Genomic DNA, 25,478 nt, shown 5'->3' on the forward strand with positions numbered 1-25,478 from the left:
TCTGAAAGCGTTTAAAACAAAAAAGAAAGTCCGGAAGGTCCGGACTTTGGCAGCTTATTTCTTTTTACCTTTAGCTTCGGCTTTTTTAGCAGCAGCTTTTTCTTCTTTAGCGGCGGCCGCAGCTTCTTTCTTCGCGCCGGCTTTTTTCGCCTTACGCTGGAAGATAATACGATCCAAAATATCGAAAGCTTCTTTTTGCAGGTCGTTTTCAAAGATAAAACGATAGAAACCCTCGATCTCAGGACTTTGACGGAACTTTTTTAGAGACGTTGGAAGGCTGTCAGATTGAACGAAGTCAATGGAACTACCGTCTTTTGAGAGCTTAACTTTTTCAGCCATTCGAAAATCCCCTAGTGTTTTAAAGGGTTTGTACAACGGTGAGGGCCTCCGAAGCAAGAAAAAAAGCCTGCGGCCGTAGCGCTGCTGCCGAGGAGTGGGGAGATTGCGATATTTTCCATGGATAGGAGCATTGTAAGGGCTTGGTTAGGATCTTTGAAAATAGGGAATAACTATTGAATTTCTTTGGGAAATAGCGGAGATTTAAGACTCCAAAAACGGGGAGGTCTTTCGGTGCTGATTCTTAACGGAAAAGAAGTCGCAAAGGAAGTGCGTTCTGCCCTCGTTCCCAGGGTTGCAAACTTCAAAGAAAAAACGGGCCGGGCCCCGCATTTGTCGGTGGTCATTGTTGGTGACGACCCTGCCAGCCATACCTATGTAAAAAACAAAAAAATCGCCTGCGAAAAAGTGGGGATGACCTCCACGATTCACATGATGCCAGTGACAACGACTCAGGCGCAGTTGAATGAGGCCTTGAAAAAGCTCAATGCGGACCCCGAAGTGGACGGGATTCTGGTTCAGTTTCCTCTGCCAAAACATCTTAGTTCCGATGAGGTCTTGAAGTTGGTGTCTCCGGAAAAAGATGCCGATGGTCTGACCTATGTTTCTTTGGGGTACTTCTTTGCTGGAAAGCCCTTTGTCAGTCCCTGCACCCCGGCTGGGGTTATGCAGATTCTGAAGCACTATCAAATTTCTGTTCAAGGGCTCAATGCCGTCGTCGTCGGGCGCAGCAATATTGTTGGCAAACCGATGGCGCACATGTTGACAGAGGCTCATGCGACAGTCACATTGTGCCACTCAAAAACCCAGAACCTGTCAGAGATGACTCGGCAGGCGGACATCGTTGTCGTGGCCGCGGGCAAAGCTCGTTTTATGGGGAAAGAGGACTTCAAAAAAGAGGCGATCGTGATCGACGTGGGAATGCATGGCACAGGTCAGGGTGGCAAGCTGTGCGGCGATGTTCGCTTTGAAGAATTGGATGGCTGGGTGAAGGCCGCAACGCCAGTTCCGGGCGGAGTCGGCCCGATGACAATCGCGATGCTTTTGCAGAACACCTGTCTGCTGGCGGAAAAACGCGCCGGATTTTAGTTTGTACGTGAGGATTTTATGTTCAGTGGTTTCTTAAAAAATGTTTGGTATGTGGGACTTCCAAGTGCAGAGCTGGCTGTAAATAAGGCCGTTTCTCGCAAGATCATGGGTGAGCCGGTTGTGTTCTATCGTGACTCTAAAGGAAAAGCTTCCGCCATGCGCGACATCTGTCCTCACCGTGGCATTCCTTTAAGCTATGGCCGTGTTGTGAACGATCAAATCGAGTGTCCTTATCATGGTTGGAAGTTCGACGGCACAGGCATGTGCACAGAGATTCCTTCCCTGTGTCCGGATCAGGATTTAAATCCTAATAAAATCAAAGTGCGTTCTTATCCAGTTCACGAAGCTCAAGGTCTGATCTGGGTGTTCGTGGGGGATAAAGACTATGATGTTTCCAAAGCGCCCGCGATTCCGGTGATGAAAGCCTTCCCGGCGGATGTGAAGCCGAAGCTGACTTACGTGGTGAATTTCCCATGTCACGTCGATCATGCGGTGATTGGTTTGATGGACCCGGCGCACGGGCCTTATGTGCACAAAAGCTGGTTCTGGCGTTCGGAAAAAACCATGCTGGAAAAGAAAAAGAAGTTTGCTCCGGTGAACTATGGTTTCCAGATGGTGCGCCATCAGCCTTCTAAAAATTCCAAGGCTTATAAGATTTTAGGTGGAGCCCCAACAACTGAGATCACATTCACTTTGCCGTGTGTTCGCGTTGAGCACATTGAAGTGGGGCCTCGTAATTTCTATTCTTACACGGCGCTGACTCCGGTGGATGAAAACAACACGCGTGTGACCCAGTTGGCGTATTGGGATATTCCTTGGTTGAGTCTTCTGAAGCCTGCGATTAACAGTTTCTCTAAGGCTTTCCTGGGACAGGACATGGACGCTGTGACCAAACAGCAAGATGGTCTGCGCTATGATCCAAGTTTGATGCTGATCAAGGACGCCGATACCCAGGCGAAGTGGTATTACGCTTTGAAAACAGAGTATCATGATCATCTTCAGGAAAAGCGCGACTTCAACCATCCGGTTAAAGAAACTGAGCTTCGCTGGAGAAGTTAGTATGTCTTTTCTGCCCCACGCTCTGCTGATTTTATTCATGGGCGGACAGGCTCAGGCTCTCAGTCTGAGCTATGTGGGGGAAACTTCCATAAAAACAGGCGCGGAATTTCAAAAGACCACCATCGGTGGTCTTTCCGGTATCGTCTGGCGTGACGGCAGGCTGCTGGCGCTTTCTGATGACAAGGGTCGTATCGGCGAGCCGCGTTTTTATGAGTTCGATTTAAAAGTGACGTCTTCTTCAGTGACACTAAAACCTTTGAAGGTTCATTTTATTTCCGGTCTTCCGGTGACAGGGGAGCGCAAGGTTTCTTTAGATCCCGAGGGGCTGGCGGGCCTTCCTTCCGGGGATCTGCTGGTTTCTTCTGAAGGTAATAACGATTCCAAACCCCGTGAAATGCCAAGAGTTTTTCAGGTCTCAGCCGTGGGAGCGTGGAAAGCAGATCTGCCTGTGCCGGACAAGTTTCTGCCAGAATCCACAGGGCAGCAGAAAAAGGGTGTTCAGAACAATGCCGCTTTTGAAGGACTGTCTGTCACGGCGGATGGTAAGTATGCCTTTACGAGTGTAGAAACTTCTCTTTTTCAGGATTATGTGATCGGCGAAGAGGAAAAAGGCGACTGGATTCGAATTCTCAAGTACGAAGAGAAATCGGAAAAAGGTTACCAGCCCGTTTATGAGTATGCTTATCGTGTAGAGCCCTTGACGGACGCTCATGGTGGCAAGGAAGTCTTCCGTGGGGTTTCAGAAGTTCTGGCCGTCAGTGAAACAAAGCTGCTGGTTTTGGAAAGAGGCGTTCGTCTTTTTCCAAAGAAGATCTGGGCCAACACCGTGGCTTTGTATGAAGTGGATTTAAGCAAGGGCACTGATGTTTCGGGTTTGCTTAAGCTGGAAGGTGGCAAGTTCACTGGCGTCAGTAAAAAGTTGCTGGTGGATTTTGAAGTGGACCTGAAAAAGCGCAAGGATAAAAAAGTGCAGAACTTTGAAACCTTGTCCTGGGGGCCAAAGCTTTCCGATGGACGTCGCAGTTTGCTGGTGATGTCCGATAATAATTTTTCAAAAAAAGAAATCACCGAGTTAGTGGTTTTCGCAGTTGAGGGTGAGTAGTTTATGATGACAGTGTGGCGTCTTCGTCCGGGTGCTGATAAAAGAATTCGCAGCGGACATCCTTGGGTTTTTTCCAACGAACTTTCCGCAAGCCCCAAAGGTCTTCCCGCCGGGACTCCGGTGGAACTTCAAGATTCCAAAGGACAGTTTCTGGCTCGTGGTTACGGCAATCCTCATTCTTTGATCGCCTTCCGTGCTTTAAGTTTCAACAGTCAGGATAAAGAGCCCACCAGTTTTGATTTCCTGCATGAAAAGATCTTTAACTCTTGGCGCGTGCGCAAGGCGGCGGGCTTCCGTGGCAGTTTCCGTTTGGCTTTCGGTGAATCTGATTTTATCCCGGGATTGGTTCTGGATTATTACGTCATTGAACAAAACGGCAAGAAGGCGCAACTGTTTGCGGCTCAGCTTGTGACTGCCGGAATGAACGAGGCTTTGAAGGATGCGGACGGCTTCTTTAAAGGTTTGGCAGAAAAGGCTCATTCCTTGGGGCTGTCCGAGTTTTCCTGGGAACAAACCGCTGTTGTCATCCGCAACGACGTGGGCGTTCGTAAATTGGAAGGTCTGCAAGTGGAAGAACCGCGACTGATCAAAGATCTTCCGGAAATGAATCTTCGTGATGTTGAAATCCTGCTGAACGCCGCAGGCGATGAAGGTCTTGTGAAAATGAGCTGTGATCTGGTGGAAGGTCAAAAAACCGGATTCTTCCTGGATCAGACTCATAACATTTTCCTGGCTGTGGGACTTTTCAAAAACTGGGCGAAAACTCAAACCCCGCGTAAAATTCGTGTTTTGGATCTGTGCTGCTATGTCGGTCACTGGTCCACGCAGATCACTCGTGCCTTGAAGTCTCTGGGCTTTGAAGTGGAAGTGTCATTGGCGGATATTTCCAAAACAGCTCTGGCATTTGCGAAAAAGAATGCCGAGCGTGAAGGCGCTGAAGTCGTCGTTCATGAAATGGATGTGTCCGAAGGGCTGACTCAACTGGCAAGCACGCATTACGACATTGTGATTGCAGACCCACCGGCGTTTATTAAATCCAAAAAAGACATTCCTATCGGAAAACATGCTTACTTGAAAATGAACACCCACGCTTTCCGTCTGGTGAAAAAGAACGGCTTTGTGGCGTCTTGTTCATGTTCTGGCTTGTTGGAAGAAGAAGAATTCCGCGATGCCATTCGCAAGGCTTCTTTAAGAAACTATGCCGAACTTCGCAGCGTTCTGCGCGGAGGACATGCGGCGGATCATCCGACGTTGATGCAGTTCCCAGAAGGTTTCTACCTAAAAATGTACGTCCACTATATCCACTAAGCGGCCGCTGAAAACGGCCCATCTGACTGCGTTGTCGGGGACTGTCTTGCTCTCCGACGTGCTAGGAGCACGCCTCCGTGGCAGCCAGACCCCTCCGCCTTGCATATGGGCCGTTTTGAGCGGCCTTGTTTTTTGGGTTGAGGGGGGGGAGTGTCGCCGATAAATGGCACTGGGTTGGGTTTTGAGCACTGATTTTGGGTTATGGAGTATTAGGGCTTGTTGGGGTTGGTAGGGATGTTGCAAATCTAGGCCTTATTTGAGGTGTGGATCTATGGCGATGAGGACGGCTTTGCTGATTTCGACGGTGCTTATGGGGCTTGTTTTGAGCCCTGTGGGGGCTCGTGCTCAGGCTGTTGTCGGTCCTACGGTGTCGCAGATTCGTGAGATTATCGGAAACGATTCTAAGGTTTTGATTCTTGCGGATACGAATCATAATAGTCCCGAGTTGCGGGACACTCTGGGTCTTAAGCTCAGTACCTTAAAAGCGGCTGACGGGCGCTTTGACTGCCTTTTCCTGGAAGAAGATCGCAGAATGCAGCCTGCGGTGGATCGATACTTCCAGGATGGCCGAGTTGGTTTTGACGCTGTCTTAAGTTACAAGGCGTCTTTGCTGAAAAGAGATCTGGGGTCCATGTACTATCCGGGTTCTGAAAAACATATGTCACTGACAGCGGGGCTGATGCAAAAGGCGAAAGAAGCCGGCATTCAGATTATTGCGGCGGATTTGGATTTTTCCGGCCCATTAGGAAAGCTCAGTCAGAAACTGCAGCGTCAGATGGCTGAAAGCGACTCTCGTGATCTTCTGTTGAAGGGCGATGATATTATTCTTTCTGAAAGAAACAGACAGTTTGCTCAGGTGATCAAGGCGTACGGTGGTCGTTGCCAGCGCTCTTTGATCTATATCGGCTTGGCTCATCTTCAGGAGAAGAGTCACAAACCTGTTATTTCATTGTCTCAAGCAATCTATGAGGCGACAGGCCTGGAATCCAACATGGCCTCGGTGGAGCAATATGACTGTTCCCAGCCTGCTAAAACTGCGCTCAAGAAGTTGAACTGTCTGCAATCCGCGCGACTGATCAAAGTGGCCTATGAACAGACGGGATTGGACTTCCTGGCGCCGCTGCAATTTGTTTTAACAGGCGAAGATATTAATCCCTAATTAAGCGACTTCTTTTTTATCCAGATACTTGCGTTCAAACCAGAATGTGCCTGCTGGCAGAACAGAGGACACGAAAGCCAGAAGTCTGGTTTTCATTGGCCAGTTCAATTCACCGGCAAGGAAGTTGGCCATCAGCACGTAGCCGATGAACAGGAAGCCGTGAATGGGGCCTAGGGCTTTGACCATGGCGGGATTGCCAGCCATGTATTTGACCGGCATGGCGATCAAAAGAAGAGCCAGGAAAGAAAGTCCTTCGAGCCAGCCTAGAATACGGAATGCTTGAATCATTTTTCACCTCTCAACACGGGGTTGAAATACTCACTTTTGTTCTATTATGCAGCCTAAAAGTGAGTTCTTGGGCGCAACATATTACTGCGTCTGGTAAGAAGCCAATCTTTTAAACGACTTGCTGCCCATTGGCGACGAATCCAGCAGCCTCCGTCAGTCCAGAAAGAACCGAGTGGAAATGGGACTGCGTCTGCAATCGTTGGGTGCCGAAGCGTTTTTCAAATTCTTTCTGGATAAACGGAACCTTGGCGGTGCCTCCGGTCAGGCACACTAAGTCCACTTGATCCGCTGTCACGTTGGCATCTTTCAGGCACTGCTCCAGAGAGCTAAAGATATTCTGACGTGTATCCTCGGCCCATTCGACAAACAACTGGCTGGTAAAGCGTTCTTGAATTTCCAGGCCCGGATAATCAAAGGCAAAGTCAGTTTCCTCAGAATTTGACAGGGCTCTTTTGGTCTTTTCGATGTTTTCAAAGAATGGGAAGATCTGCTGATCTTCAATCAGAATAAACAATCTTTCCACTGCCGAGGCATCTTTCGCCGTCAAAGAGCACTTCTTTACTTCGCGAATAAATTCGTAGGTGTCCTTTTCTTTCAAGTGAACAATGTGCGCCGGATGATTCAGACGCAAGGTCACGCCCTTGGGCATGGTCATCACGTTGCTTCCCATCGGCAGGCGATAGCGGGACTTGGCGCCGAAGTATTCGTTCAGCTTGTGACTCATAAACACACTGTCCAGGGCATCGCCTGCCAAAGGGCAGCCATCAATCGCCAGAACATCTTCTTTGGAAAAACCAGAAGGGCGCAGTTTGATCAGTGTGAAATCCGAAGTTCCTCCGCCAAAGTCACCGATCAGGACGATTTTTTCTGATGTCAGTTCACGGCGATAGTCAAAGGCGGCAGCCAAAGGTTCTGGAACAAAATGAACTTCTTTAAATCCTGCAAAGGCCGCGGCCTTCTGCATGCGATGAAGAGCAAATCCATCAGCGACCGAGTCCATGGAATAGCGGGCCGGGCGGCCGATCACGGCTTTTTCCACCGAGGTGTCTAAAGTTTGTTCAGCTCTTTTTTTCAGTTCCAGCAGGAAGGTTCCGATCATGCTTTCCAAAGTCAGGATGCGATTGTCGAGAACCGTTCCCAGATAGTTCTGATTCGGCAGATGCGATTTGAAAGATCTGAACAGACGGCCTTCCATGTCCTGTTCGATATATTGCTCGATGGCTTCTGAACCGTAGTAACACAGATCCGGGTTGGGGAAGTACAGCAGGGTGCGCATCATGGTGGGATCGCTGGCTTTTTTATCCAACGTGAGGGCTTCGTAACGTTTTCCCTGATGATAGGCGCCGACCAAAGAGTTGCTGGTCCCAAAGTCGATGGAAAGATAAGTGTCTGTGCTCATAGGCTTACAAGTGTAGCATGGCACCATATTTCACAGGTAACTATTTTCGGCACTGGATTTTTCATCTTTTCAAGCGTTCCGTAATTATCCCGCAAGTTCCCATGGAATTGATATTGTCGGCCTTGTCTTTAGGTTAGGAGTTTAAATATGACAGGGAAACATATTAAAATACCTACACTAATTTTCGCTCTGCTGGCGCTTGCTGCCTGTGGAAATATGAATGTTGGTGTGACTTCATTTGAAGCGAATTCTCAGGGCTCGCCTTACGGGCAGCAGGTTAATCAAGGGCCTGCACAACAAGCCGAAATGGGCAGCAACGGTTACTATGGCTATGAAGAGGCCATGGATACTTATGAAGAAGTCGTGCAAGAGGCCATCGCGCCCGTAAAGGAAAAGAAAGACGCCAATGCCACGAAACCAACTGCTCCGGTAGGGGTTTTGGCTCCGGCAAAGTCCAGTACGGCAAAGACAGAGGCCGAACCTGTCAAAGAGACAGAGGAAAAAGTCCCGGAGAAATCCTCCGAAGTTGCTGAAGAAAAAACAGAACCCAAAGCAGAACCCAAAAAAGCAGAACAGCCAGCTCCGAAGAAGGAAGAACCTGTTCTATCCAAAACCCCCAATGCGCCTCGCAGTGAAATCGTGGGCCCGGGTGTTTTGAAGCCGACAGTTTATTTCTTTGTGATTCTTAACGAAGACAAGAACGGCTGCAAAGCCGACACGAAAAGAACACTGTATGGTGCTGGCAGCAAGCCGCTTCTGAAAGTATGCCCTAAAACAGCGGCGGCCTGCGCTCTGCAAGGCTCTTGCGGGATCATTCAAAAAGGCAAAACACACACCTTCAATATCATTGGCCGCTTTGATGGTCAGGATCGCTACTTTGAAATTCCTGATGATGGCTGCCGCTTTGGCTACGGAGTGAACAGCAGTTGTCTTGATCCATTCTATACACTGGCTGCGGATTTGACGATCTACAAACCGGGCGAAGTGATCTTCGTCCCTGCGGTTGTGGGCCTGGAGCTTCCCGATGGCAGCAAGCACAATGGTTACTTTGTTATTCGTGACAAGGGCCGTGGCATCAAGGGATTGGGTCGCTTTGACTTTTTCTCCGGCCATTACAGCTGGTATGATTCCGAAAACCCGTTTAAGAAAGTCGGGTTGGGTGATGTGAATACCAACATCCCTTACTACAGAATCAAGGGTGAGGCGGCGAAGAAAGTTCAGGCTTCCCGCGCCTTCCCAAGCCTGCCACCTCATGCGGTGACAGAATAAAAAAAAGCCCGGTTTTTACCGGGCTTTTTTTATTTAGACACTTGTTTGTTGCTGCGCCTGCATCTGGACCGAGTTGCCACCCTGAACCTGAGCGGCCGCGACCTGAGCCATTTGCGCCACGGTCATTTGAGCCTGCTGGGCCTGTTGATGATAGTAGTTGAGCTTGGCCACGTACTCTTTCAGAGCCCCATTTTCCTGCTTCAGTACACCCAACTGAGTCAGTGCCTGTTGCAGGTGACTGTAATAGTCCTGGGCTTCCAGAGCTTTTTTATCCAAAGCCAGCTTCATTTCCACGATCTTGGTTTCGGCTACGGACATCAGGTTTTTCAGAACATCGTTCTGTTGCTGGGCAGAGGCTTCCACTTCGCTGAAAGAGGTGGAGATTTTTTCGATCTCTTCGTTCAGGGAGGCAATCGTTGTGTCTCTTTCAGCCACTGTGGCCTGCAATTCCTCGACGTTTTCTTGCAGGTTCTGACGTTCTTCCTTCAGGCCGTGGATTTCTTTTTCAAACTGTTCGCGTTGTTCTTCCCAAAGCTCTTGTTCTTTGGCGAAAGCACTTTTGGCTTTCATAAGTTCCATCGCGGTTTCGTCTTTCAGGGCCTGATTCAGTTCCAGGTCTCTTTGCAGTTGTTTGTTCTTTTCAAACAAAGCCTGGCTGTATTTCTTTTCTTCGCTTTGCATTTGCAAGGCGCGCGCTTTCAGGCCTTGAATCTCCAGTTGCAGCTGAAGACTTAATTCCAAAGACTTCGCCAGATCACCGCTCAGCTTGGTGTTGTTCGAGCGCTCTGCAATCAGTTGGTTTGCCAATTGTTGCAGTTGTGCGTCCAACGTTTCAGCCCCGTAAGACACGTTCTCCAGGGATTTGATCTTCTCGCGAAGCTCTTCCTGGCTGCCTTTCAGGTCTGAATGGAATTTTTTCATTTGAACCTGCATTTGTTCATACTTTGGTGGAGGTGGGACTAGACCCTCTTCAGGATTGGTGCCCAGCTCGTTAAGTTTGCTGCAGATCTCATCAAAAAGTTTTTCGTGCTCAGGAACGGAGTTCGTCATAGACTTCATTGTGAGGCACAGACGGAAGTCAAGTCATCGAAATTTATTGACATCAGTCTAGCCTCTCGATTTAGGTCCAGTGTTGAATAGTCATGATATGTGGGGGAGTAAGAATGAGTATCCAAAAGTCTTTGCAATTTGCGATGGCTGTTTTAATGACGATGACTTGCGTGGGGCCTGCTTATGGTCAACAGGACATGGGCTTGCTAAGTGACATCAAGCCACCACAACAGTCTTCTGAATATATCTTCCGCTCTTCCCCTAAAGAATCCCTGATCAGTGTGCAGTTGCTGGGAGCTGTCTATAAGCCAGGGATCTATTACATTCCGGCAAACACTGAACTGCTGAAGCTTCTGACTCTGGCCGGTGGGACCACTAATGGTGGGGATCTTTCCGAAGTTTTGGTTCGCAAGTCAGAGCCTAAATCCTGGTCGGATCTTAAGATGAAAGCGATCAACGAATATCAGGGTGCTTACGAAGTCGATGCTGAAAAAATCATCAAATACGGCGGTGGTAAAAATCTGAAGCTGGGACAGGATGACTTTGTCTATGTTCCTCCTCGCACACCTTGGATCAGCAATGAGGCTTCTCGTGGGATCACAATTGTGTCGGTGGTTTTGGGGATTGTACTAACGGGTCTTCTTATCGATAAAAACAGCGGGAAGTAAAAAATGGTGGGGGCCCGCGACGGTCGAATTTTATTTCTGATCAAAGCCCTTGTGGCCCTGCTTTTTATTTCCAAGATTTCCCTGGGAAGCTTTCTGCTTCCCGTTCCCTACAGTTTTTCTTATCTGATCTTTCAGCAGGGGATTCACCCTTATGTGAATGTCTTTCTTTGCCTGTTGTTAGGGTTGCCTTTGTCATTATTGTGGCTGAAGGTGCGGGATCGGCATCATTTAAGCGGCTTCTATAAACTGTTCGTGTTTTTGCTGATGTTGACTTTGATCATTCAGACCCTTTTGCAGATCAGCTATGTGAACACAGAAGAATCACCCATTATGCAGGTGGGCGCTTTGGTCGTGTCGCTGTTTATGGTGGTGGTTTACGGTGTTTTGATCCCCAGTCTTTGGGATGTCAGGGATTTTCTGCGTTTTGTGCAAAAGTGGTCCGGAGTTTTGGTGCTGCTATCACTCGTCTTGTGGGTGGTGGCCGGGGGCGCTGTTTTTAAGGGAGGACGCTTTGTCGGCGTCTTTAAGCATATTCCCCACATGGTGACTTGTGCGACTGTGGCCTTTGTTTTTTCATTGGGAACCTTGCTTGACGACAGCAAAATGAAACATAAGGTTTGGGACGCACTGGTGCTGGGTGGAAGTTTTCTGGCGATCATTCTGACCGGAACGCGTTCTTCTGCAGCCGCTGCTTTGATGGCTTTTGTTGTGACAATGGTTCTGCATAAAACCGCAACTAATCAGGGCCGGATCTTTAAGTTTGCATTTCTGTCTTTGCTGGTGACCTTCACTTTATTCTTCGGAAATCAGGTCTATGATTTTGCGCGGGGAATTGCGACGGGGCAAAGTTCTTTGGGTAATCGCGAAGCACAGGATGGGATTGCCTCCCGTTGGGAAGAAGTCGAGCGGGGCAGTCAGATCTTTTTGGAAGAACCCTGGCTGGGGCATGGGCTGCTTTCCAAATTTGCAGCGGGCAATGAGGTCGATGTTTCCAACTACAACGCCATGAAAGACCCGCACAATATCTTCATTTCTGCCGGGGTGATCGGGGGCTGGCCACTTCTTGTGTTGGCAGGCATTTCCCTGATTTTGATGGTTGTCGGTTCTTTCAAGGCACTTTTGAGTTTTGACATTTCCAAACGGCAAGTGGCGATCTATTTGCTGTCCCATATTCCTATCCTGATCATCTATCACATACACTTGTCCATAGGAGGCATGGCCGACCGTCTTTATTGGATGGTCTTTGGTTTTATTGCGGCATCAGTCTCCCGGACAGGGAAGAAATGAAAGGTTTTGGATACGGCTTTGCAGAGTTGGGAATCAACTGCGTTGAGATTTTCCTGCGTCTGCATTTGCTGGTTTTCTATACTCAGGAAGTGGGACTTAGTTCCTCGTGGGCCGGTTTGGCCTTGGGGCTTTCTATTTTCTGGGATGCACTGATTGATCCTTTAATTGGTTATTATTCAGACCGGGTGCGGTCCCGCCGCGGAGAGCGCTATTCATTTCTGCCCTGGGGGCTGGTGTTTCTGTCGGTGTCGATCATGGGACTTTTGAATCCTCCTCCGATGGCTTCGATGACGTCGAAGTTTTTTTATCTTCTGATTTTCTCTCTTTTGGTGAACACGGCTTACACCTGTTTAAGCGTGCCGTATTCCGCCTTGGTGGGGGATCTTGCACGGGATTCTGAGGAACGTTCCCGACTGATTGGCTGGCGTTTGGCCTTTGGTAATTTAGGGGCCATCTTCGGTATTGCTGTGCCCGGATATTTTCTGATTGCCCGGGACTCCAAGCCCTACGCACAAACCGCCTGGATGATTGTGGGTCTGCTGGGAATTGGGACCCTGGTGTCATGGCTGACGGCTTTGAAATACAATCGTCCTTTGACAGAGGGGAAAACCGCGGCGAAGTTTTCGATGTGGCAACCTTTGCGGAATAAAAACTTTGCGCCTCTTTTGCTGGCGTACTTTGTGGCAAATATCGGCCTGACCTTCAACTCATCAGTGGCGTTGTACTTTTATCGAGAGGCCCTGGAGTTTTCCGAGACGGAAATCACCGCCGTGTTGTTGCTGTTTTTGCTGGCCTTCACCCTGTCAATTCCCGGCTGGCTGTATCTGATCCGCTATGTGCCCAAGCGCAGAGCCCTGATGTGGGGGGTGTTTTTACTGGGAATGGTCAGCAGCTTCATATACCCGATTCTGCCGGTCGCTCAGGTCGGGTGGGCGTTGTTGTGGGCCTCATTGGTTGGCGGCATGCTGGTGGGCTCTGCCGTGCTTTTAGAGTCCTTATTGACTGATATTGTGAAAGCCGAAGAAGAGCGCACAGGTCATGACGAGCTGGGGCTGTATTTCGGTGTGTGGAAAATGGTCGGCAAGATCTCTCGGGGTCTGGCGTTAGCTGTTACAGGACAGCTTCTGACCTGGGCCCTGACGGACAAGGTCGAAACCACTCATTTTCGAATGAGTCTCGCGTTCGGTCCTCTGGTGGGCAGCCTTTTTATTCTGGCGGTTTTACTGCTTTGGAAGTTGTCAATTGGGCGCCCTGCCGTGAAGTAATTTCAAACTCTTAATCCTCATTGCACATTAAACACAGGCCAAGCCCTAAAATCGGTGGCACAACGAATGCTTACGGACTGTTAGATGAAAAGGTGGGGAAATATGAGTGATCAGCATATGGAACCGGAACTCACGGTAGGCGAAATTATCAAACTGTACTTATCTCATTGGCGGATGTTTGCCGTCTTTACGGCCGTGCTGTTTGCTATCAGTGTTCTTGTTTACGTTATCAAAATTCCGTTCGTAGCCAATTCCACGATTGTTATTCACGATTCTCAGAACTCGTCCCTGCAGGCGTTTTCCAATCAGTTCTATGGGCTTTCAAAGTCTGTGCAAGAGTCAAAAAAGGGCAGCAGTGTCTTATCCAAGCACATTGAATATCTGAAGACCCGCGAGTTCTATGAGACCCTTTTAAAGCGGGTTCAAGAGCGCGGAAACAGCCAGGAAATCACTCTGGAAGAACGTAAAGGATTTGAGATCTTCCGCGAGAAGTATCTGAAGGACCTGGAAGCAAATCCTGAAAACAAGGTTCAATTATTGCAAGTGCTTAATGCTTGGACTCGCATCAATCTGGATTCAGATTTCGAGATCCGTGTGGCCGCGGTGACCCCCGTAAAATCCATGTCGTTGTTCCTGTCGAACACGGCTTCGGAGCTGGCAGCAGACATGCTGAAAAAACGGGAACTGGCTGAAATCAACCGTGTGGAGGATTTCATGTCCAAACAAAAGGTCGATGCCGATCAAAAGCTGGTGATCTTTGGGAAACAGCTGGCTGAGATGCAGAATAAAGATGAAAACCTTTTGCCTTTGGCTTCCAAAGACAAAATGGGTGATTACGTGTCTGACCTTTTGGTTCGATCCAACGAGATCAAACTGAAAATGGCAGAAAATAAAAAAATGATCGACTACCTTCAGGCAGGACGTGGCAAGCAAAGGGAAAGTGCCCTTTATGGTGTTGGCGGTCGTATCGAAGCATTGAAAATTGAAAACAACATCCTGGCGGGGAAACTTGGTCAGGTGCAGGCTTCTATTGCGCGTTTGAAAAAGGAAGTGAAGGATCTTCCGTTCGCCGCACAAATGGTGGAGGACCTGAAGAAGAAGTCAGAACTGGAGTTCAACCGTTATAAGGAATTAAGCACGGCTTTGACTAAATTGGATGCGATGAAAATTTCCATCGACACTCGTTTTGAAGTGTTGGAGCGCGCGCGTTGGGAAACGACTTTGCCACAGATCGGACTTTTAAGTCTGGGCTTGTTGTCATTGCTATTGAGCCAGTTTATCGGGTCACTGGTGATCTATTTCCGTTACCTGTGGAATCCACATGTGGTGACCGCGCAGGCGTCCCGCAATCTGGTTATTTTCGACAATCATTCTGTGGACCCACGGGTGATTATCGAAAATTCAAAAATTAAGTTTAGTTTGAAGAAACCGGAAACCAAGAAGGATGAAGTTAACGAGGACGAACAGCAGAAGATGGCTTGGAACGTTCTTAATGTCGGTCAAGGGACCGACGTTTCTCAGTAGGTGACTATGAAGAAATTTGTTTTCGGGGGCATGATTCTTTTATCTGCGACTTCCCTGGTGGGGTGTGGAAGTCAGATTGGCAGCAGTGTTCGTCAGGCAGTGACGGTCAACCAAGAGGCGAAGTCTCTGGTTGAATGGGAAAACTCTGAAGCCAACCCGGAGGCATTGTTCGCCAACTGGCGCCACGACTTCATGGTTGATTCCACCAAGCGTGAATCCATGAAGGAAGAGCTGTGCAAAGAGCTGAACGAACTGGACGGTCAGTCTTTGACCATCTTTGAAAATGAAATCCGTGATGAAAACAACCGTGCGCTGGTCAGCTCTTGTAAAGAGGAGCTTTTACAGAAGGTGGATGCTCACTTCGATAAAGAGCGTGAGACCCTGGATGTTCAGGGGCATGCCCTGAAGGCGGTTTCTTCCAGCAATAACTTCCAGTTCCCGACGAATATTCAAAAACGTGACACGTCCAAGGGTTACTTTGCGGTGACCGGGGATGTGGTTCGTAAAGAAGTGATCATCACTTTCGATGATGGTCCAAACGGTCAGTACACAGATGCGATCCTGCGCGCTTTCAAAGAAGTGAACGCCAAAGCGATCTTCTTCCACATGGGTAAGGCCGCTCGCGCCAACCCGGACATTGTGAAGCGTGTGGCGGCAGATGGTCACTCCATCGGAACGCATTCCACAACGCATGCTTGTTTGGGTAGCAGCTCGGCGTGCCGCAAAACCAACGGTCGTAACCTGACGTTTGATGAAGCGGTGGCGGAAATCAAAGGCGGCCATCAGGCTGTTTATGATGCTATCGGCTGGGTCGATCCCTTCTTCCGATTCCCGTATGGTGAGGCTTCTCCGGAACTTAAAAACTTCCTGAAAACGAACTCCACTGGCGAATTCTTCTGGTCAATCGACAGTAATGACTGGAGAGCCCAGACGAATGAAAATCTTCTGCGCACAACAATCGCAGAGCTTGAAAAACGTGGCCGTGGCCAGGTTCTGTTCCATGATATCCAAAGAAAAACAGCGGAAATCATGCCTCAGTTCCTGCGTGAGCTTTACAACCGTGGCTACAGTGTTGTACTACTTCAGCCCGCAGATATGTCTGCGCGATACAACAGTAAGCTGGTTAAGAAAAGACTGCCATAGTTTAAAAGTTCATGAGAAAAACGGATATCGATCGTCCCTCAACCTGGAAGCCCTATAAAACGGGCATGTGCAACGGCTGCTTCGGTGGCTGCTGCACAATGCCGGTTGAAATCAAGCTTTCGGACCTCATCCGTCTTGGTGTTGCCACCGAGGATGAGGCCCAAACCTCCATAAAAAAATTAGCAAAGCGCTTGATGAAAGAGGGCATCATTGTCTCGTATCGTTCCGGGACAGAGTTCTTTATGCTTTCCCAGAAGGCCAATAGGGACTGCCTGTATCTGGATTCTAAGACACGCTTGTGCACGGTCTATGAGAAGCGCCCCGACACCTGCCGCCAGTTCCCTTCCATTGGGCCCCGTCCGGGGTTCTGCCCGGGCTGATTGTCGAAAATTCTGACAGGGGTGTGCTCTTGTTCGGCCCTGTCTCAGGCTGGGGCATGCCAAGGTCCTTATATTCGTTATGAAGTGGCACAAGCACTGCTCTTACACCTTGTAAGAACAGGAGGCCCTTATGAGCTTCACAGATAAAAAACTCGAAATCGCGATCGCAGGCTTTGCCCTTCTTATGATTGGCGGGATGGGTTATCTGCTGAAGTCCCCTGTTCAAAACGCCATCAGTGAAATGGAAGTGATTTACGAGATGCCTCGTCCGAAATCCATTTTGGCGGCGTTGTTTGATCTGGGTGACCGTGAGATCTCCCGCGATTATAAGAATCCATTTGCGAAGAAGAAAGACGATGCGAAAAAAGTGGACGCTAAAACGGCGGCTCCACAACAGGCTCCGGCTAAAGCTGTGGCAAAGAAAGCGGATTCCAAGAAAACCCCGACACCAATCAAAAAGCCTTCTGTGGAGGTGAATGTGGTTGGCGCGGCTCCGGCTTCCGGTTTGAATTCTGACGACATCACTGTGGGTGATGGCAACGGTCAGCAGAACTATCAACAGGAAACAAATAATAAAAAGACAGCGGAAAACACAGAAACCAAGAACACTCTTTCCGGTGATCAGTGGAGAGCGTTGTTGCAGGCTCAGCCAAGCAAAGAAAACGTGGATAAGCTGGTTGCAGCCTACAGCGCGAAAGAAGTGGACGATCAGACTTTCTATACGATTGTGACAGAGCTTCTTCGCAGTAATAAAACAGAAACTCAGGATTTGGGACTGGCAGCGCTGAAAGGTACTTACAGTGAAAAGAGCTTCGCGGTGGTGGCTCAGTATTACGATCAGTTTGCTCCGGAAGTTCAGACCAAGCTGCATACTTATATGTTGAGCTACGCGGTTTCCGGTCGTATGGGTATTCTGATGTCAGTTCTGAAAAGTGATAATGCAGAACTGGTGACTGCGGCAACTCAAGTGGTGATGGAAGGTTATGTGGCAGCCAAAGCCGGTACAAACTTGAACGATCCCCGCGGTTCCCGTGGTGACGTGGTCATCAACTCTGTGGATGGTTATGCGAAATTCATCCCGGTCTTCCAACAGTTGGCACAAAGTCAGGACAGTGAAATCGCAGGCATGGCTTCTGCAGCTTTGAGTCAAATCCAAACTGCGGCAGTGGCAGCTCTTTAAAACTGGACATGCCCGCCTGTTTTCGACGAGAATAAGCCCATATTTATGGGCTTTCTTCATTTCTGGCGAAACATTCTTTTGATTCTTCTTGTGGCGGCGACCTCTCAGGTCTTTGCGGCTACGGATTTGCCACGAAACTTGGATGCCAAAGATCAGACCCGCGCTTTGCAAATTTTAGGATTTGGTTCGGCCTCCAAGATTTTGGATAATCCCTATCCATTGGGTGGTTATACGGGTATCGAAGTCGGCGTTTCCTCTGAATTTATTCCGGTGGAAGATTTGGCCAGTCTGGGAAGCAAAACCGGAGACAAAGGCGAGTTTAACTTTCACACCCTGACCGTGGGTAAAGGTCTTTACTATAACATTGATACGCTGTTTTACTTCACGCCCTCTATTCAGGGTGAAAAGATGCAGAACTATGGTGCGCAAGTGCGCTGGGGCTTTTATGAGGCCAGCTTTTTCCCACTGAGTCTGACGGCCATGATTTACGGTGGTGGCGCAAGCTTTTCCAATCTGATCAATGTCAGCACAATGGGAATGGATCTGATTGCCACTGTGGCAATGGATCGTCTGGCTATTTATGTCGGCGCAGGACGTGTGCGTGCCACAGGAACTTTCATTGGTGGAGCAGACGGCATTACGGCTGACCAGAATACCGTCACTCAGGATATCATCGAAGATCACGCGGTCTTTGGTATCAACATCGACATTGCCAAGATGTTCCTGGCGATGCAAATCGATCGATATGCAGATTCCGTCTATAGCACGAAAATCGGAATCCGCTTCTAGATTTATACGAAGTTATTTTTGGGCTTTTTCTATTAGTTTGGTGGTGGATTTTCCGTCCACGAATTGCAGGGACATGACCTTTCCACCATAGGACATGACGAACGGGGCGCCGACGATGGATTCAATTTTCCAGTCGCCGCCTTTGACCAGGATGTCTGGCTTTACTTTATGGATCAGATTTTCCGGAGTGTCTTCGGTGAAGATCACTGCGAAATTCACGGCGCCTAAAGCGGCCAGGATTTCTGCGCGGTCGTTTTCGATTTGCACCGGACGGGTAGGGCCTTTAAGGCGCTTCACACTGGCGTCGGAGTTAACCCCCACAACCAGAACATCACCCAGACGTTGCGCCTCTTGCAAGTAGCGAACGTGTCCTACGTGCAGAAGATCGAAGCAGCCATTTGTGAAGACGATTTTTCCGCCTTGAGCGCGAACCGGGGCCAGAGTTTCCTCGATGTTGTCGAATGTGCAAACCTGACCCATAACTTTTAAGCTTTCTTGAACAACTGGGCGCCAGTCACGGAACCGGCGAAGTCTTTAAAAATGTGAACATGTTTGTTGAAGTCTTTATTAAACAGAGCGGACAAAAGCGGCATCAGGATGAAGCCAGTTGCAATCACCAGCAGGCTGCGTGCAACCACTTTCAAGGAGTAAGCGGCTTTGTTCAGTTCTTCCGGCTTGCCGATTCTTTGATCGAAAGCCCACTCACCCGGAGTGCAGCCCACAAAGATACGGTTCACTGTCAGATAGATAAACGCCACACCAGCGAACAGGCAGAATGTGGAAAGATAAATCATACCCTGAGCGTCCGGATTTGTCAGATTGCCAATCAGGTCCACTTTCGTAATGACCAGCAAAATAATCATACAAAGAAGGCTGGCTGCGATAACCAACATTCCATCCAACAAAGCTGCAGAGAAGCTCCAGGTTGTTTTTTTGAATTCTTCTTTGGTTGCTGTGCCCGTGATTTTTTGCGGGGCTTTGTCCAGATCCAAACGACGGTTCTTTTGCAGGGTTTTCAGGATTTCATCCACAGCTGTGGATGAGACTGCCCCGTCGCCCCCCACTTCAGTCAGTGCACCCGGAGCTGCCGGGATTGCAGAAGCTTTTTTGCGTGGAAGAGGCGGACGCAAAGGATCTGTGGAAGCTTCTTCGATAAGTTCCAGACCTTGGTCCTTAAGAACCGGGCTGATAGAGAATGACTCAGTTTTATCCTGAGTGGATGCGGACCCGGATTGTTTTTTCTTGTGAAAACCCAAACCGTCCGTGAGGGGCTTAAACTCAAATTCCTCAAAAGGATCCATGCCTTCTCCTTAAATCAACACATCAAATCAAAGTCATACTTTAGGACGGAGACCAAGGTCATGCAAGCCGTTTCAACTCGCAAAACTTGGGGCCCTAAGGTCACTGGATGAAGGCCTAGTTTTTGGAATTCCTCAACCTCGCGGTGAGAGAAGCCGCCTTCGCTGCCCACGATAATCCAGATGTCTTTGATCCCTTGAGGACGGTCGGATTTAACTTTGGTGACATAATCTTTGATGCTTAGAGTCGCCGGACCCTCATAAGCAAATAGACCCACACCGGACTCATTTTGGTTAATTAAATCCGAGATCTTTTCAAACGGGATGGCGGGATGAATTTTCATCAGATCGCCACGGCCACTTTGTTGGGTTGCGGATTTGACGATTTTATCCCAGCGGTCGGTTTTATTGTCGGACAGCTTTTCGCCCTTTCTCAGGAAGCTAAATTCCGAAAAGAACGGGTGGATGCTGGAAACGCCCATTTCCACAGCTTTCTCCATAATCGCATCCATCACTGGAAAACGGGACAGGGAAAGCACCAAGTGCAGGTGAGGTTCTTTCAGGGCCGGGATATCCCGGGTTTCAAGAATCTGTGCGGCGGCAGTTTTTTTTCCAACTTGTGTTACTTCAACGAAGTAGGCCTTGCTGTCTTCCGTGAGCACTTCAAATTTGGAACCCACTTCCTGACGGCAAACATCGAAGATATGATGAAACACGTCTCCGGTGAAGTTCACCTGATCTTGAAAGAGATCCTTTTTGTCGATCCAGTAACGTCTCATGACTGTTGTACCCAGTAGCCAACCCATTCATCTTTTTCCAGGCGACGGATGACAGTCAGGCCGGAGCCTTCCAGGAATTTTTCAAAGAAATGATTGTCGCGCTCTTCCAGAATACCTGTCAGCAGCATGTGGCCACCCGGTTTCAGAACGCGCATAAGGTCTTTTTTGATATTGATCAGAACGCCGTCGATGATGTTGGCAACAACAACGTCAAATTGTTCACGGATGTCTTCAATCAAAGATTCCGGAATGGAGATTTGTTCAACTTTGTTCAGCTTGATATTTTCACGCGCTACACGGCGGGCCTCGGGATCAATCTCGATCCCTGTGACCAGCCCCATACCGGCCATTTCAGCCAGCATTGCCAGGATCGCGGTGCCAGTGCCGACATCCAGCATGGTCCAATCACCAATTTGGCCTTTGTACTTTTCAGCCAGCTTGTGAATGAAGAACGCCATCATCTGGGTTGTCGCATGAGTTCCTGTTCCAAACGCCATGCCTGGATCAATATAAATCGGGTGCTTGCATTCCGGCGGAGGAGTCAGCCAGGAAGGAACAACCCAGAAGTCCCCGACAAGTTTGAAAGGCTTAAAGCCTTTTTTCCATTCTTCCAGCCAGTCTTTGGTTTCTTCCTCAAAGATATTCCATTTGATGCCTTCGTTAAGTTCGATCAAGCCATCAAAGAAATTGCAACCCGGGCGTTCAGGGAAGAATACATCCAGTTCATGGGCGCGCACATGCAGAATTTGTGGATCATAAGTCAGATCAGGCTGTGTGAACGGCAAGGCTTCAGTGACGCCCGAGGCGCCACATTCAAAGCAATGTGTTGTGATAATGTCTTCAAGTTCAGCAGGAACCTGACTTAGGCGGATACGGAAGTAAGAATTTGTGTCACTCATTCCGAGTGGTGTTATCAGAAACCACCGATTTTTCAAGCTTTTCTGCGGTTTGCAGGGAGGCCTGAACCACCGTCGAAGCCGTTGCCGCAGGGTTTGCAGAAACTACAGGGTTGGCAGTCTCTGTCGGGCTTGGGGTCGTGATAATTTGCGTCTGAACCACCGTCACCGTCGGGGAGGTTGCCGCCGCGGGAGTGTCCGCCTCAGAAACCTTGCGGCGTTTGGGCTTGGAGTTGTCGATAAAGGAACCGCCCAGATCAATGCGATCGCCGGTCATAATGCCGATTTGTTCTAGCATGGGTAATTCGTCACGGGATAGCAGAGTAAATTCGCGAGCCACAGCCACGCGGTCATAAACTGCAATAATTTTAAGCTGACCCACCGGAACCATGATTTCGCCCACGGCATTGGCGCCACTGGCATCGCGCACGTTGATTTTTCTGACCGCAGTGACGACCAGATTCTTTTTTAAACCAGAGCCCGCAGTGACATTGATGTAGAAGTCTTTGTAAACGGTGTCGTCTTCGGACAGCGTGATATTTCTACGCACATCCACTACTGACATGTCTGCAGCAAATGATGACGTCGAAAATCCTAATAGGCATGCAATTAAGAACTTCATAAGAAAACCCTTCCATGGTTTGTCTGAACTCTTTATCGGCTGTCTTATTTTGAAACTTAAGGGTTCTGGACCTTGGTAATACCAAAGGTCCTTAGTTGGAAACAATGGCGCCCTGAACAGAGCTATAGACCTTGTAGGTTTTATCCGCAGTGGTTTGTTCGATACCGGACATATAGTTACCCACAGTGCTTTGCACATGGTAGGTCACGCCACCGCCTGTGGCGGTCCCTGTCTGGGTGGAACCAGAAACAAGACCTGTTGTTTTAGCAGGATCTTGAAACTTGATCGGGGAGTTTTCAGAAATCTGCTCCAGCGATGCATCCATCGAGCATCCTGAGGCAAGAATCAATAGTGAAGCCAGAACGATCCATTTCATGTGCAACCTCCGCACACTGTACTTATCGGCTTGAAGCCGGAGTTCTTTGAGTTTTCTCATTCTGAGACCGGATATATTTCATTAGATCTGCATTCTGTTGGCGCAGATCCTCATTTTGTTTTTGTAAGACGGTCATCTGCTTTTCCAGAGTGGAAATCCGTTCTTCATGATTTGTGAGCAGTGCTTTGAACTGATGGTAAAGCTGCTGCACGGCGCTGGTGATCGGGGCGATCATATTCATATATGAAACGGACTTGATGCCCTTTTGATTTTGATCAACCACGTGCGGATAAACCTGTTCCAGTTCCTGCGCGATAAAACCCATTTGCAGGCGGGGATCGGCATAGGGATCTTTCCAGTGGTACGAAGACGGCTTAAGTTGCAGAATTTTTTCCAGACTGCCTTCCAGCACCTGAATGTCTTTTTTCAAACGAATGTCCGAGGCTCCGTTCACGGTGCCCACCGTTGTCAGATTTCCGGCAGCCGACAGACTCATCTTTGATGAAACGTTGCCACCATTTTTAGTCAGGAACTCAAGGCTGCCGCCTTCCATTTCATTGGCGATATTCATAAGAATACTGCCCCCTGTGGGAACGCCAATGTATCCACTGCGCACGGTGGGCGCCGAGGTGCGGGCAAAGAATTGAATGTAAGTATGATCCCCGGTCCCGGGCTTCAGACTTAAAATCCCCATGCCATTGGATCCGGATTCCCCCAGAGTTAATAAGCCCGAGGCATCCAAAGACATCAACATCTGTCCGGAACCCAGATTGCCTTTATAGAAATTCAGGCGACGAGTGGCCCCGAATTCATTTACAATATGGAAGTTGTTGGTGACGGTTGCATCACTGCCCATTTGGAATGAAGAATAAGCCGCGTTACCGGTACCGGAACTGCCAATATGAACATTTGCCAGAGGGCTTGGGGTGTTAAAACCTGTTGGCCCTGCGAGATAGTTTTTAGCTGTGCCACTTTGTTGATAGATACTGTAGCGATTGCTCACAGCTCCACCAGTTGTCGGGGCTTGCAGGAACAGATCATACATGCTGGTAATAGTGCCTGATTGTAGATGCGGGACAATGCGAATACCGAATGCATCTGTGGTTGCCGGGGTGTTTCCGACGACATAGTTTTCATGCCCATAGACGAACTGACCGGAAGTCAGAGAAGACACCGTTCCTGAGTCCACATTGCCGATGTAGCGGTTGCGGGTGGCATTGGAATGTAAAGCTTCATTGGTGCTGGTAACAGTCACGCCGGAAGGCACATTTGGCACGACAATGGTGACAAGAGAGTGCGTGGACAAATTTGAATTCGCCGCGGGACTGAAGCGTTGATAAGCACCTGCTGCCACATAATTACCAGTGGTTTCGGTATGGTTGCGCAACGTTGCATTGAGCGCTTCGGTTGTGATGATACTGAAGTTGGCGGGGAATGGAGCCAGGTCCCCAATAACAGCACCGCCTTTGACCTGGAAATTGGTTGCCGGCGCATCGGTATTGATACCCACTTTTCCGTCGGCCAGAATAGTCATGCGTGGATTGGCATCTGTTTCAAAAGTCAAAGATTGCGCATCGTTGGTTCCAAGAACTGCGGCGGCACCAAACGAGTTCCCACCATTGGCGAAGAGACCCGATGAAGAATAGGTCGTGCAGCCCATCACTCCCGAGGCATTGAAGGTCACAAGCTGGCCAACAGCACAGGTGAACGGGACAATAGTTGCTCCAGTCCCGTCAGAAGCCAATAGTCGATTTCCGGTAATTGAAGTCACACCTGTGCCACCGCTGCTGACCGGCAGGGTGCCAGTTATATCAGACGCCAGATTGATTGCAGAACCATTGGATGCCGCTGTCAGGCGACCTTGCGCATCGACGGTGATATTCGCACGCGTATAAGCACCAGCCGCGACAGTGGTATTTGCCAGTGAAATAGTGCCCGTGGTGTTGATGGGCCCACCACTAAGACCTGTACCTGTGGCGATGTTGGTGACAGTGCCTCCGGAGTTGGCGTCGTTATCGACAGCGGGAATCCATTTATCACCGTCGTACTTTAAGACCTGACCGGAAGTTAAGCCAGTGGTGTCCACAGCGATGCCTTTGATTTTATTGACCGTCACGGCACCAATGGTCCCGCTGACATCACCTGCGACAGAAACATTGATGGACTGACAGGTAAATCCACTGACAGTATTCCAGTACATCGTCTGATGAGGAGAGCAATTTGCATTTGCAATGGCGGCGTTAAACTCCGTATCGCTCATGTAGCTATTCAAAGCGGCACTAAGTCCGCTGACGTCACTGGTGCTGATTGCCGCTGAGGTCCATTCGGCACCAGTAAATTTTAAGAAATGATTATTGGTGGGCGGGGTCACAGAAATGGCCACCCCTTGCAGGGCGGTCACAGTGGGATTGGGATAAGTGCCACCCAGATCACCGGCGGCTCCACCGGAAGGGGTGCGGGGATCGCTAAGGCGTGGATCATTTCCGGAAGCGACCGTATCGGCGGTGTTTCCGACATGCAAAGTCAGTTGTGGCGTGGTTGTGCCATTCACAATGGTGAGGTAGTTATTGGCGGAAGTGACATTGGAAACGGTTCCACCATTGGCGCCGGAAACTCCGACACAGGTCATGGCCGTACCATTCCATTTTAGAAAAGTTCCATCCGCACAAGGTGGCAGATTGTCCAGTAACAGGAAGTCTTCCGCTTTATTCTGTCCCAGTTTTTCTGATGAAAGGGCGTAGGCGGCGTAGGGAACCGTGCGGATTTCATTGGAAGGAGAAATGACTTTCCAGCCAGAGCCATCATGGAATTGCACTTTCAATAGACGGGTGTCACCGGCCTGAGCCGGATACGTGGAATTGCCATAGCAGTTGTGTGTTTTACTGTTGCTAAAGGCATCCAGCAAAGTGAACAGTGGATCGGTTGGGAAAAGTTTTGTTCCGGAGCCAATAGGTACGTCAAAAACTCCGGATGAATTCAGCATGTTGATGCCATCTTTTTGTTCGCGATAAATAACACAACCACCAGTGGGGCTGGTGATTTCAAATAAGAAGCTGACACTGCTATTTTCCAAAGGCTGGCCATTGGATTTAATAATCCGTCCCTGATAGGTCAGGGAATTTGGAGAAGCCTGTGCAATAAAAGCACAAAGCCATGAGAGTAATACAAAAAGACACGTTCCGTTTCTCATGTGTTACTTATCGGTTGTTTGG

At 49.0% G+C, this 25,478-nt stretch carries 25 protein-coding genes; 14 read left to right on the top strand and 11 right to left on the bottom strand.

The window, feature by feature from the left end; translation table 11 throughout:
• Positions 1–54: 54 nt before the first annotated feature.
• Positions 55–339, bottom strand: coding sequence for a hypothetical protein (locus tag EZJ49_RS14880; protein ID WP_262553026.1), 285 nt, complete (start codon positions 337–339; stop codon positions 55–57).
• Between the two features lie 231 nt (positions 340–570).
• Between EZJ49_RS14880 and folD the strand changes: the two genes are divergently transcribed.
• From folD to EZJ49_RS14905, 5 genes are all read left to right on the top strand, one after another.
• Complete coding sequence (gene folD, locus EZJ49_RS14885; protein ID WP_262553027.1) at positions 571–1,425, top strand: bifunctional methylenetetrahydrofolate dehydrogenase/methenyltetrahydrofolate cyclohydrolase FolD; 855 nt, start codon at positions 571–573, stop codon at positions 1,423–1,425.
• A gap of 18 nt (positions 1,426–1,443) precedes the next feature.
• Positions 1,444–2,484, top strand: a complete 1,041-nt coding sequence (locus tag EZJ49_RS14890) for an aromatic ring-hydroxylating oxygenase subunit alpha (RefSeq protein WP_262553028.1) — start codon at positions 1,444–1,446, stop codon at positions 2,482–2,484.
• A 1-nt stretch (position 2,485) separates the two neighbouring features.
• Positions 2,486–3,586, top strand: coding sequence for an esterase-like activity of phytase family protein (locus tag EZJ49_RS14895; protein ID WP_262553030.1), 1,101 nt, complete (start codon positions 2,486–2,488; stop codon positions 3,584–3,586).
• 3 nt (positions 3,587–3,589) lie between these two features.
• The gene (locus EZJ49_RS14900; protein ID WP_262553031.1) at positions 3,590–4,894 is read left to right on the top strand and encodes a class I SAM-dependent rRNA methyltransferase; all 1,305 of its coding nucleotides are present in this window, start codon (positions 3,590–3,592) and stop codon (positions 4,892–4,894) included.
• Positions 4,895–5,165: 271 nt separating this feature from the next.
• The gene (locus EZJ49_RS14905; protein ID WP_262553032.1) at positions 5,166–6,053 is read left to right on the top strand and encodes a hypothetical protein; all 888 of its coding nucleotides are present in this window, start codon (positions 5,166–5,168) and stop codon (positions 6,051–6,053) included.
• Here the strand turns inward: EZJ49_RS14905 and EZJ49_RS14910 are convergent, their stop codons facing one another.
• Positions 6,054–6,341, bottom strand: coding sequence for a DUF3817 domain-containing protein (locus EZJ49_RS14910; RefSeq protein WP_262553033.1), 288 nt, complete (start codon positions 6,339–6,341; stop codon positions 6,054–6,056).
• 109 nt (positions 6,342–6,450) lie between these two features.
• Complete coding sequence (locus EZJ49_RS14915) at positions 6,451–7,740, bottom strand: Hsp70 family protein (RefSeq protein WP_262553035.1); 1,290 nt, start codon at positions 7,738–7,740, stop codon at positions 6,451–6,453.
• A gap of 147 nt (positions 7,741–7,887) precedes the next feature.
• Here EZJ49_RS14915 and EZJ49_RS14920 point away from each other — a divergent pair, with 147 nt between their 5' ends.
• The gene (locus EZJ49_RS14920) at positions 7,888–9,009 is read left to right on the top strand and encodes a 3D domain-containing protein (RefSeq protein ID WP_262553036.1); all 1,122 of its coding nucleotides are present in this window, start codon (positions 7,888–7,890) and stop codon (positions 9,007–9,009) included.
• Between the two features lie 33 nt (positions 9,010–9,042).
• Here the strand turns inward: EZJ49_RS14920 and EZJ49_RS14925 are convergent, their stop codons facing one another.
• Complete coding sequence (locus tag EZJ49_RS14925; protein ID WP_262553037.1) at positions 9,043–10,059, bottom strand: hypothetical protein; 1,017 nt, start codon at positions 10,057–10,059, stop codon at positions 9,043–9,045.
• 113 nt (positions 10,060–10,172) lie between these two features.
• Here EZJ49_RS14925 and EZJ49_RS14930 point away from each other — a divergent pair, with 113 nt between their 5' ends.
• The 8 genes from EZJ49_RS14930 (at position 10,173) to EZJ49_RS14965 (ending at position 18,295) form a co-directional block, all read left to right on the top strand.
• Complete coding sequence (locus EZJ49_RS14930) at positions 10,173–10,727, top strand: SLBB domain-containing protein (protein ID WP_262553038.1); 555 nt, start codon at positions 10,173–10,175, stop codon at positions 10,725–10,727.
• Between the two features lie 3 nt (positions 10,728–10,730).
• Entirely contained in the window at positions 10,731–12,014 is a 1,284-nt protein-coding gene (locus tag EZJ49_RS14935; protein ID WP_262553039.1) for an O-antigen ligase family protein, read from the top strand.
• Complete coding sequence (locus EZJ49_RS14940; protein ID WP_262553041.1) at positions 12,011–13,279, top strand: MFS transporter; 1,269 nt, start codon at positions 12,011–12,013, stop codon at positions 13,277–13,279. Before EZJ49_RS14935 ends, EZJ49_RS14940 begins: the two co-directional genes overlap by 4 nt.
• A 102-nt stretch (positions 13,280–13,381) precedes the next feature.
• Positions 13,382–14,803: a hypothetical protein gene (locus EZJ49_RS14945; protein ID WP_262553042.1), complete on the top strand. Its 1,422-nt coding sequence runs from the start codon at positions 13,382–13,384 to the stop codon at positions 14,801–14,803.
• A gap of 6 nt (positions 14,804–14,809) precedes the next feature.
• On the top strand, positions 14,810–15,946 hold the full coding sequence (locus tag EZJ49_RS14950; RefSeq protein WP_262553043.1) for a polysaccharide deacetylase family protein: 1,137 nt from the start codon (positions 14,810–14,812) through the stop codon (positions 15,944–15,946).
• Between the two features lie 11 nt (positions 15,947–15,957).
• The gene (locus EZJ49_RS14955) at positions 15,958–16,326 is read left to right on the top strand and encodes a YkgJ family cysteine cluster protein (RefSeq protein WP_262553044.1); all 369 of its coding nucleotides are present in this window, start codon (positions 15,958–15,960) and stop codon (positions 16,324–16,326) included.
• A gap of 130 nt (positions 16,327–16,456) precedes the next feature.
• Entirely contained in the window at positions 16,457–17,506 is a 1,050-nt protein-coding gene (locus EZJ49_RS14960; protein ID WP_262553045.1) for a hypothetical protein, read from the top strand.
• 45 nt (positions 17,507–17,551) lie between these two features.
• Positions 17,552–18,295, top strand: coding sequence for a hypothetical protein (locus tag EZJ49_RS14965; protein WP_262553047.1), 744 nt, complete (start codon positions 17,552–17,554; stop codon positions 18,293–18,295).
• 12 nt (positions 18,296–18,307) lie between these two features.
• Here the strand turns inward: EZJ49_RS14965 and rfaE2 are convergent, their stop codons facing one another.
• From rfaE2 to EZJ49_RS15000, 7 genes are all read right to left on the bottom strand, one after another.
• Positions 18,308–18,775 (bottom strand): D-glycero-beta-D-manno-heptose 1-phosphate adenylyltransferase, encoded by a 468-nt coding sequence (gene rfaE2 / locus EZJ49_RS14970; RefSeq protein WP_262553048.1) that lies wholly within the window; start codon positions 18,773–18,775, stop codon positions 18,308–18,310.
• A 5-nt stretch (positions 18,776–18,780) separates the two neighbouring features.
• Complete coding sequence (locus tag EZJ49_RS14975; protein WP_262553049.1) at positions 18,781–19,596, bottom strand: RDD family protein; 816 nt, start codon at positions 19,594–19,596, stop codon at positions 18,781–18,783.
• A 14-nt stretch (positions 19,597–19,610) separates the two neighbouring features.
• Positions 19,611–20,399, bottom strand: a complete 789-nt coding sequence (locus tag EZJ49_RS14980) for an RsmE family RNA methyltransferase (protein ID WP_262553052.1) — start codon at positions 20,397–20,399, stop codon at positions 19,611–19,613.
• A complete protein-coding gene (locus tag EZJ49_RS14985; protein ID WP_262553053.1) occupies positions 20,369–21,271 on the bottom strand; it encodes a 50S ribosomal protein L11 methyltransferase in 903 nt (300 codons plus the stop codon). The genes EZJ49_RS14980 and EZJ49_RS14985 overlap by 31 nt, the downstream gene beginning before the upstream one ends.
• Positions 21,264–21,833 (bottom strand): hypothetical protein, encoded by a 570-nt coding sequence (locus tag EZJ49_RS14990; RefSeq protein WP_262553055.1) that lies wholly within the window; start codon positions 21,831–21,833, stop codon positions 21,264–21,266. The genes EZJ49_RS14985 and EZJ49_RS14990 overlap by 8 nt, the downstream gene beginning before the upstream one ends.
• A gap of 148 nt (positions 21,834–21,981) precedes the next feature.
• Entirely contained in the window at positions 21,982–22,266 is a 285-nt protein-coding gene (locus EZJ49_RS14995) for a hypothetical protein (RefSeq protein ID WP_262553056.1), read from the bottom strand.
• A gap of 22 nt (positions 22,267–22,288) precedes the next feature.
• A complete protein-coding gene (locus tag EZJ49_RS15000; protein WP_262553057.1) occupies positions 22,289–25,456 on the bottom strand; it encodes a tail fiber domain-containing protein in 3,168 nt (1,055 codons plus the stop codon).
• Positions 25,457–25,478 lie beyond the last annotated feature (22 nt).

The organism is Bdellovibrio bacteriovorus, from assembly GCF_025558485.1.
Classification (GTDB): Bacteria; Bdellovibrionota; Bdellovibrionia; order Bdellovibrionales; family Bdellovibrionaceae; genus Bdellovibrio; species Bdellovibrio bacteriovorus_G.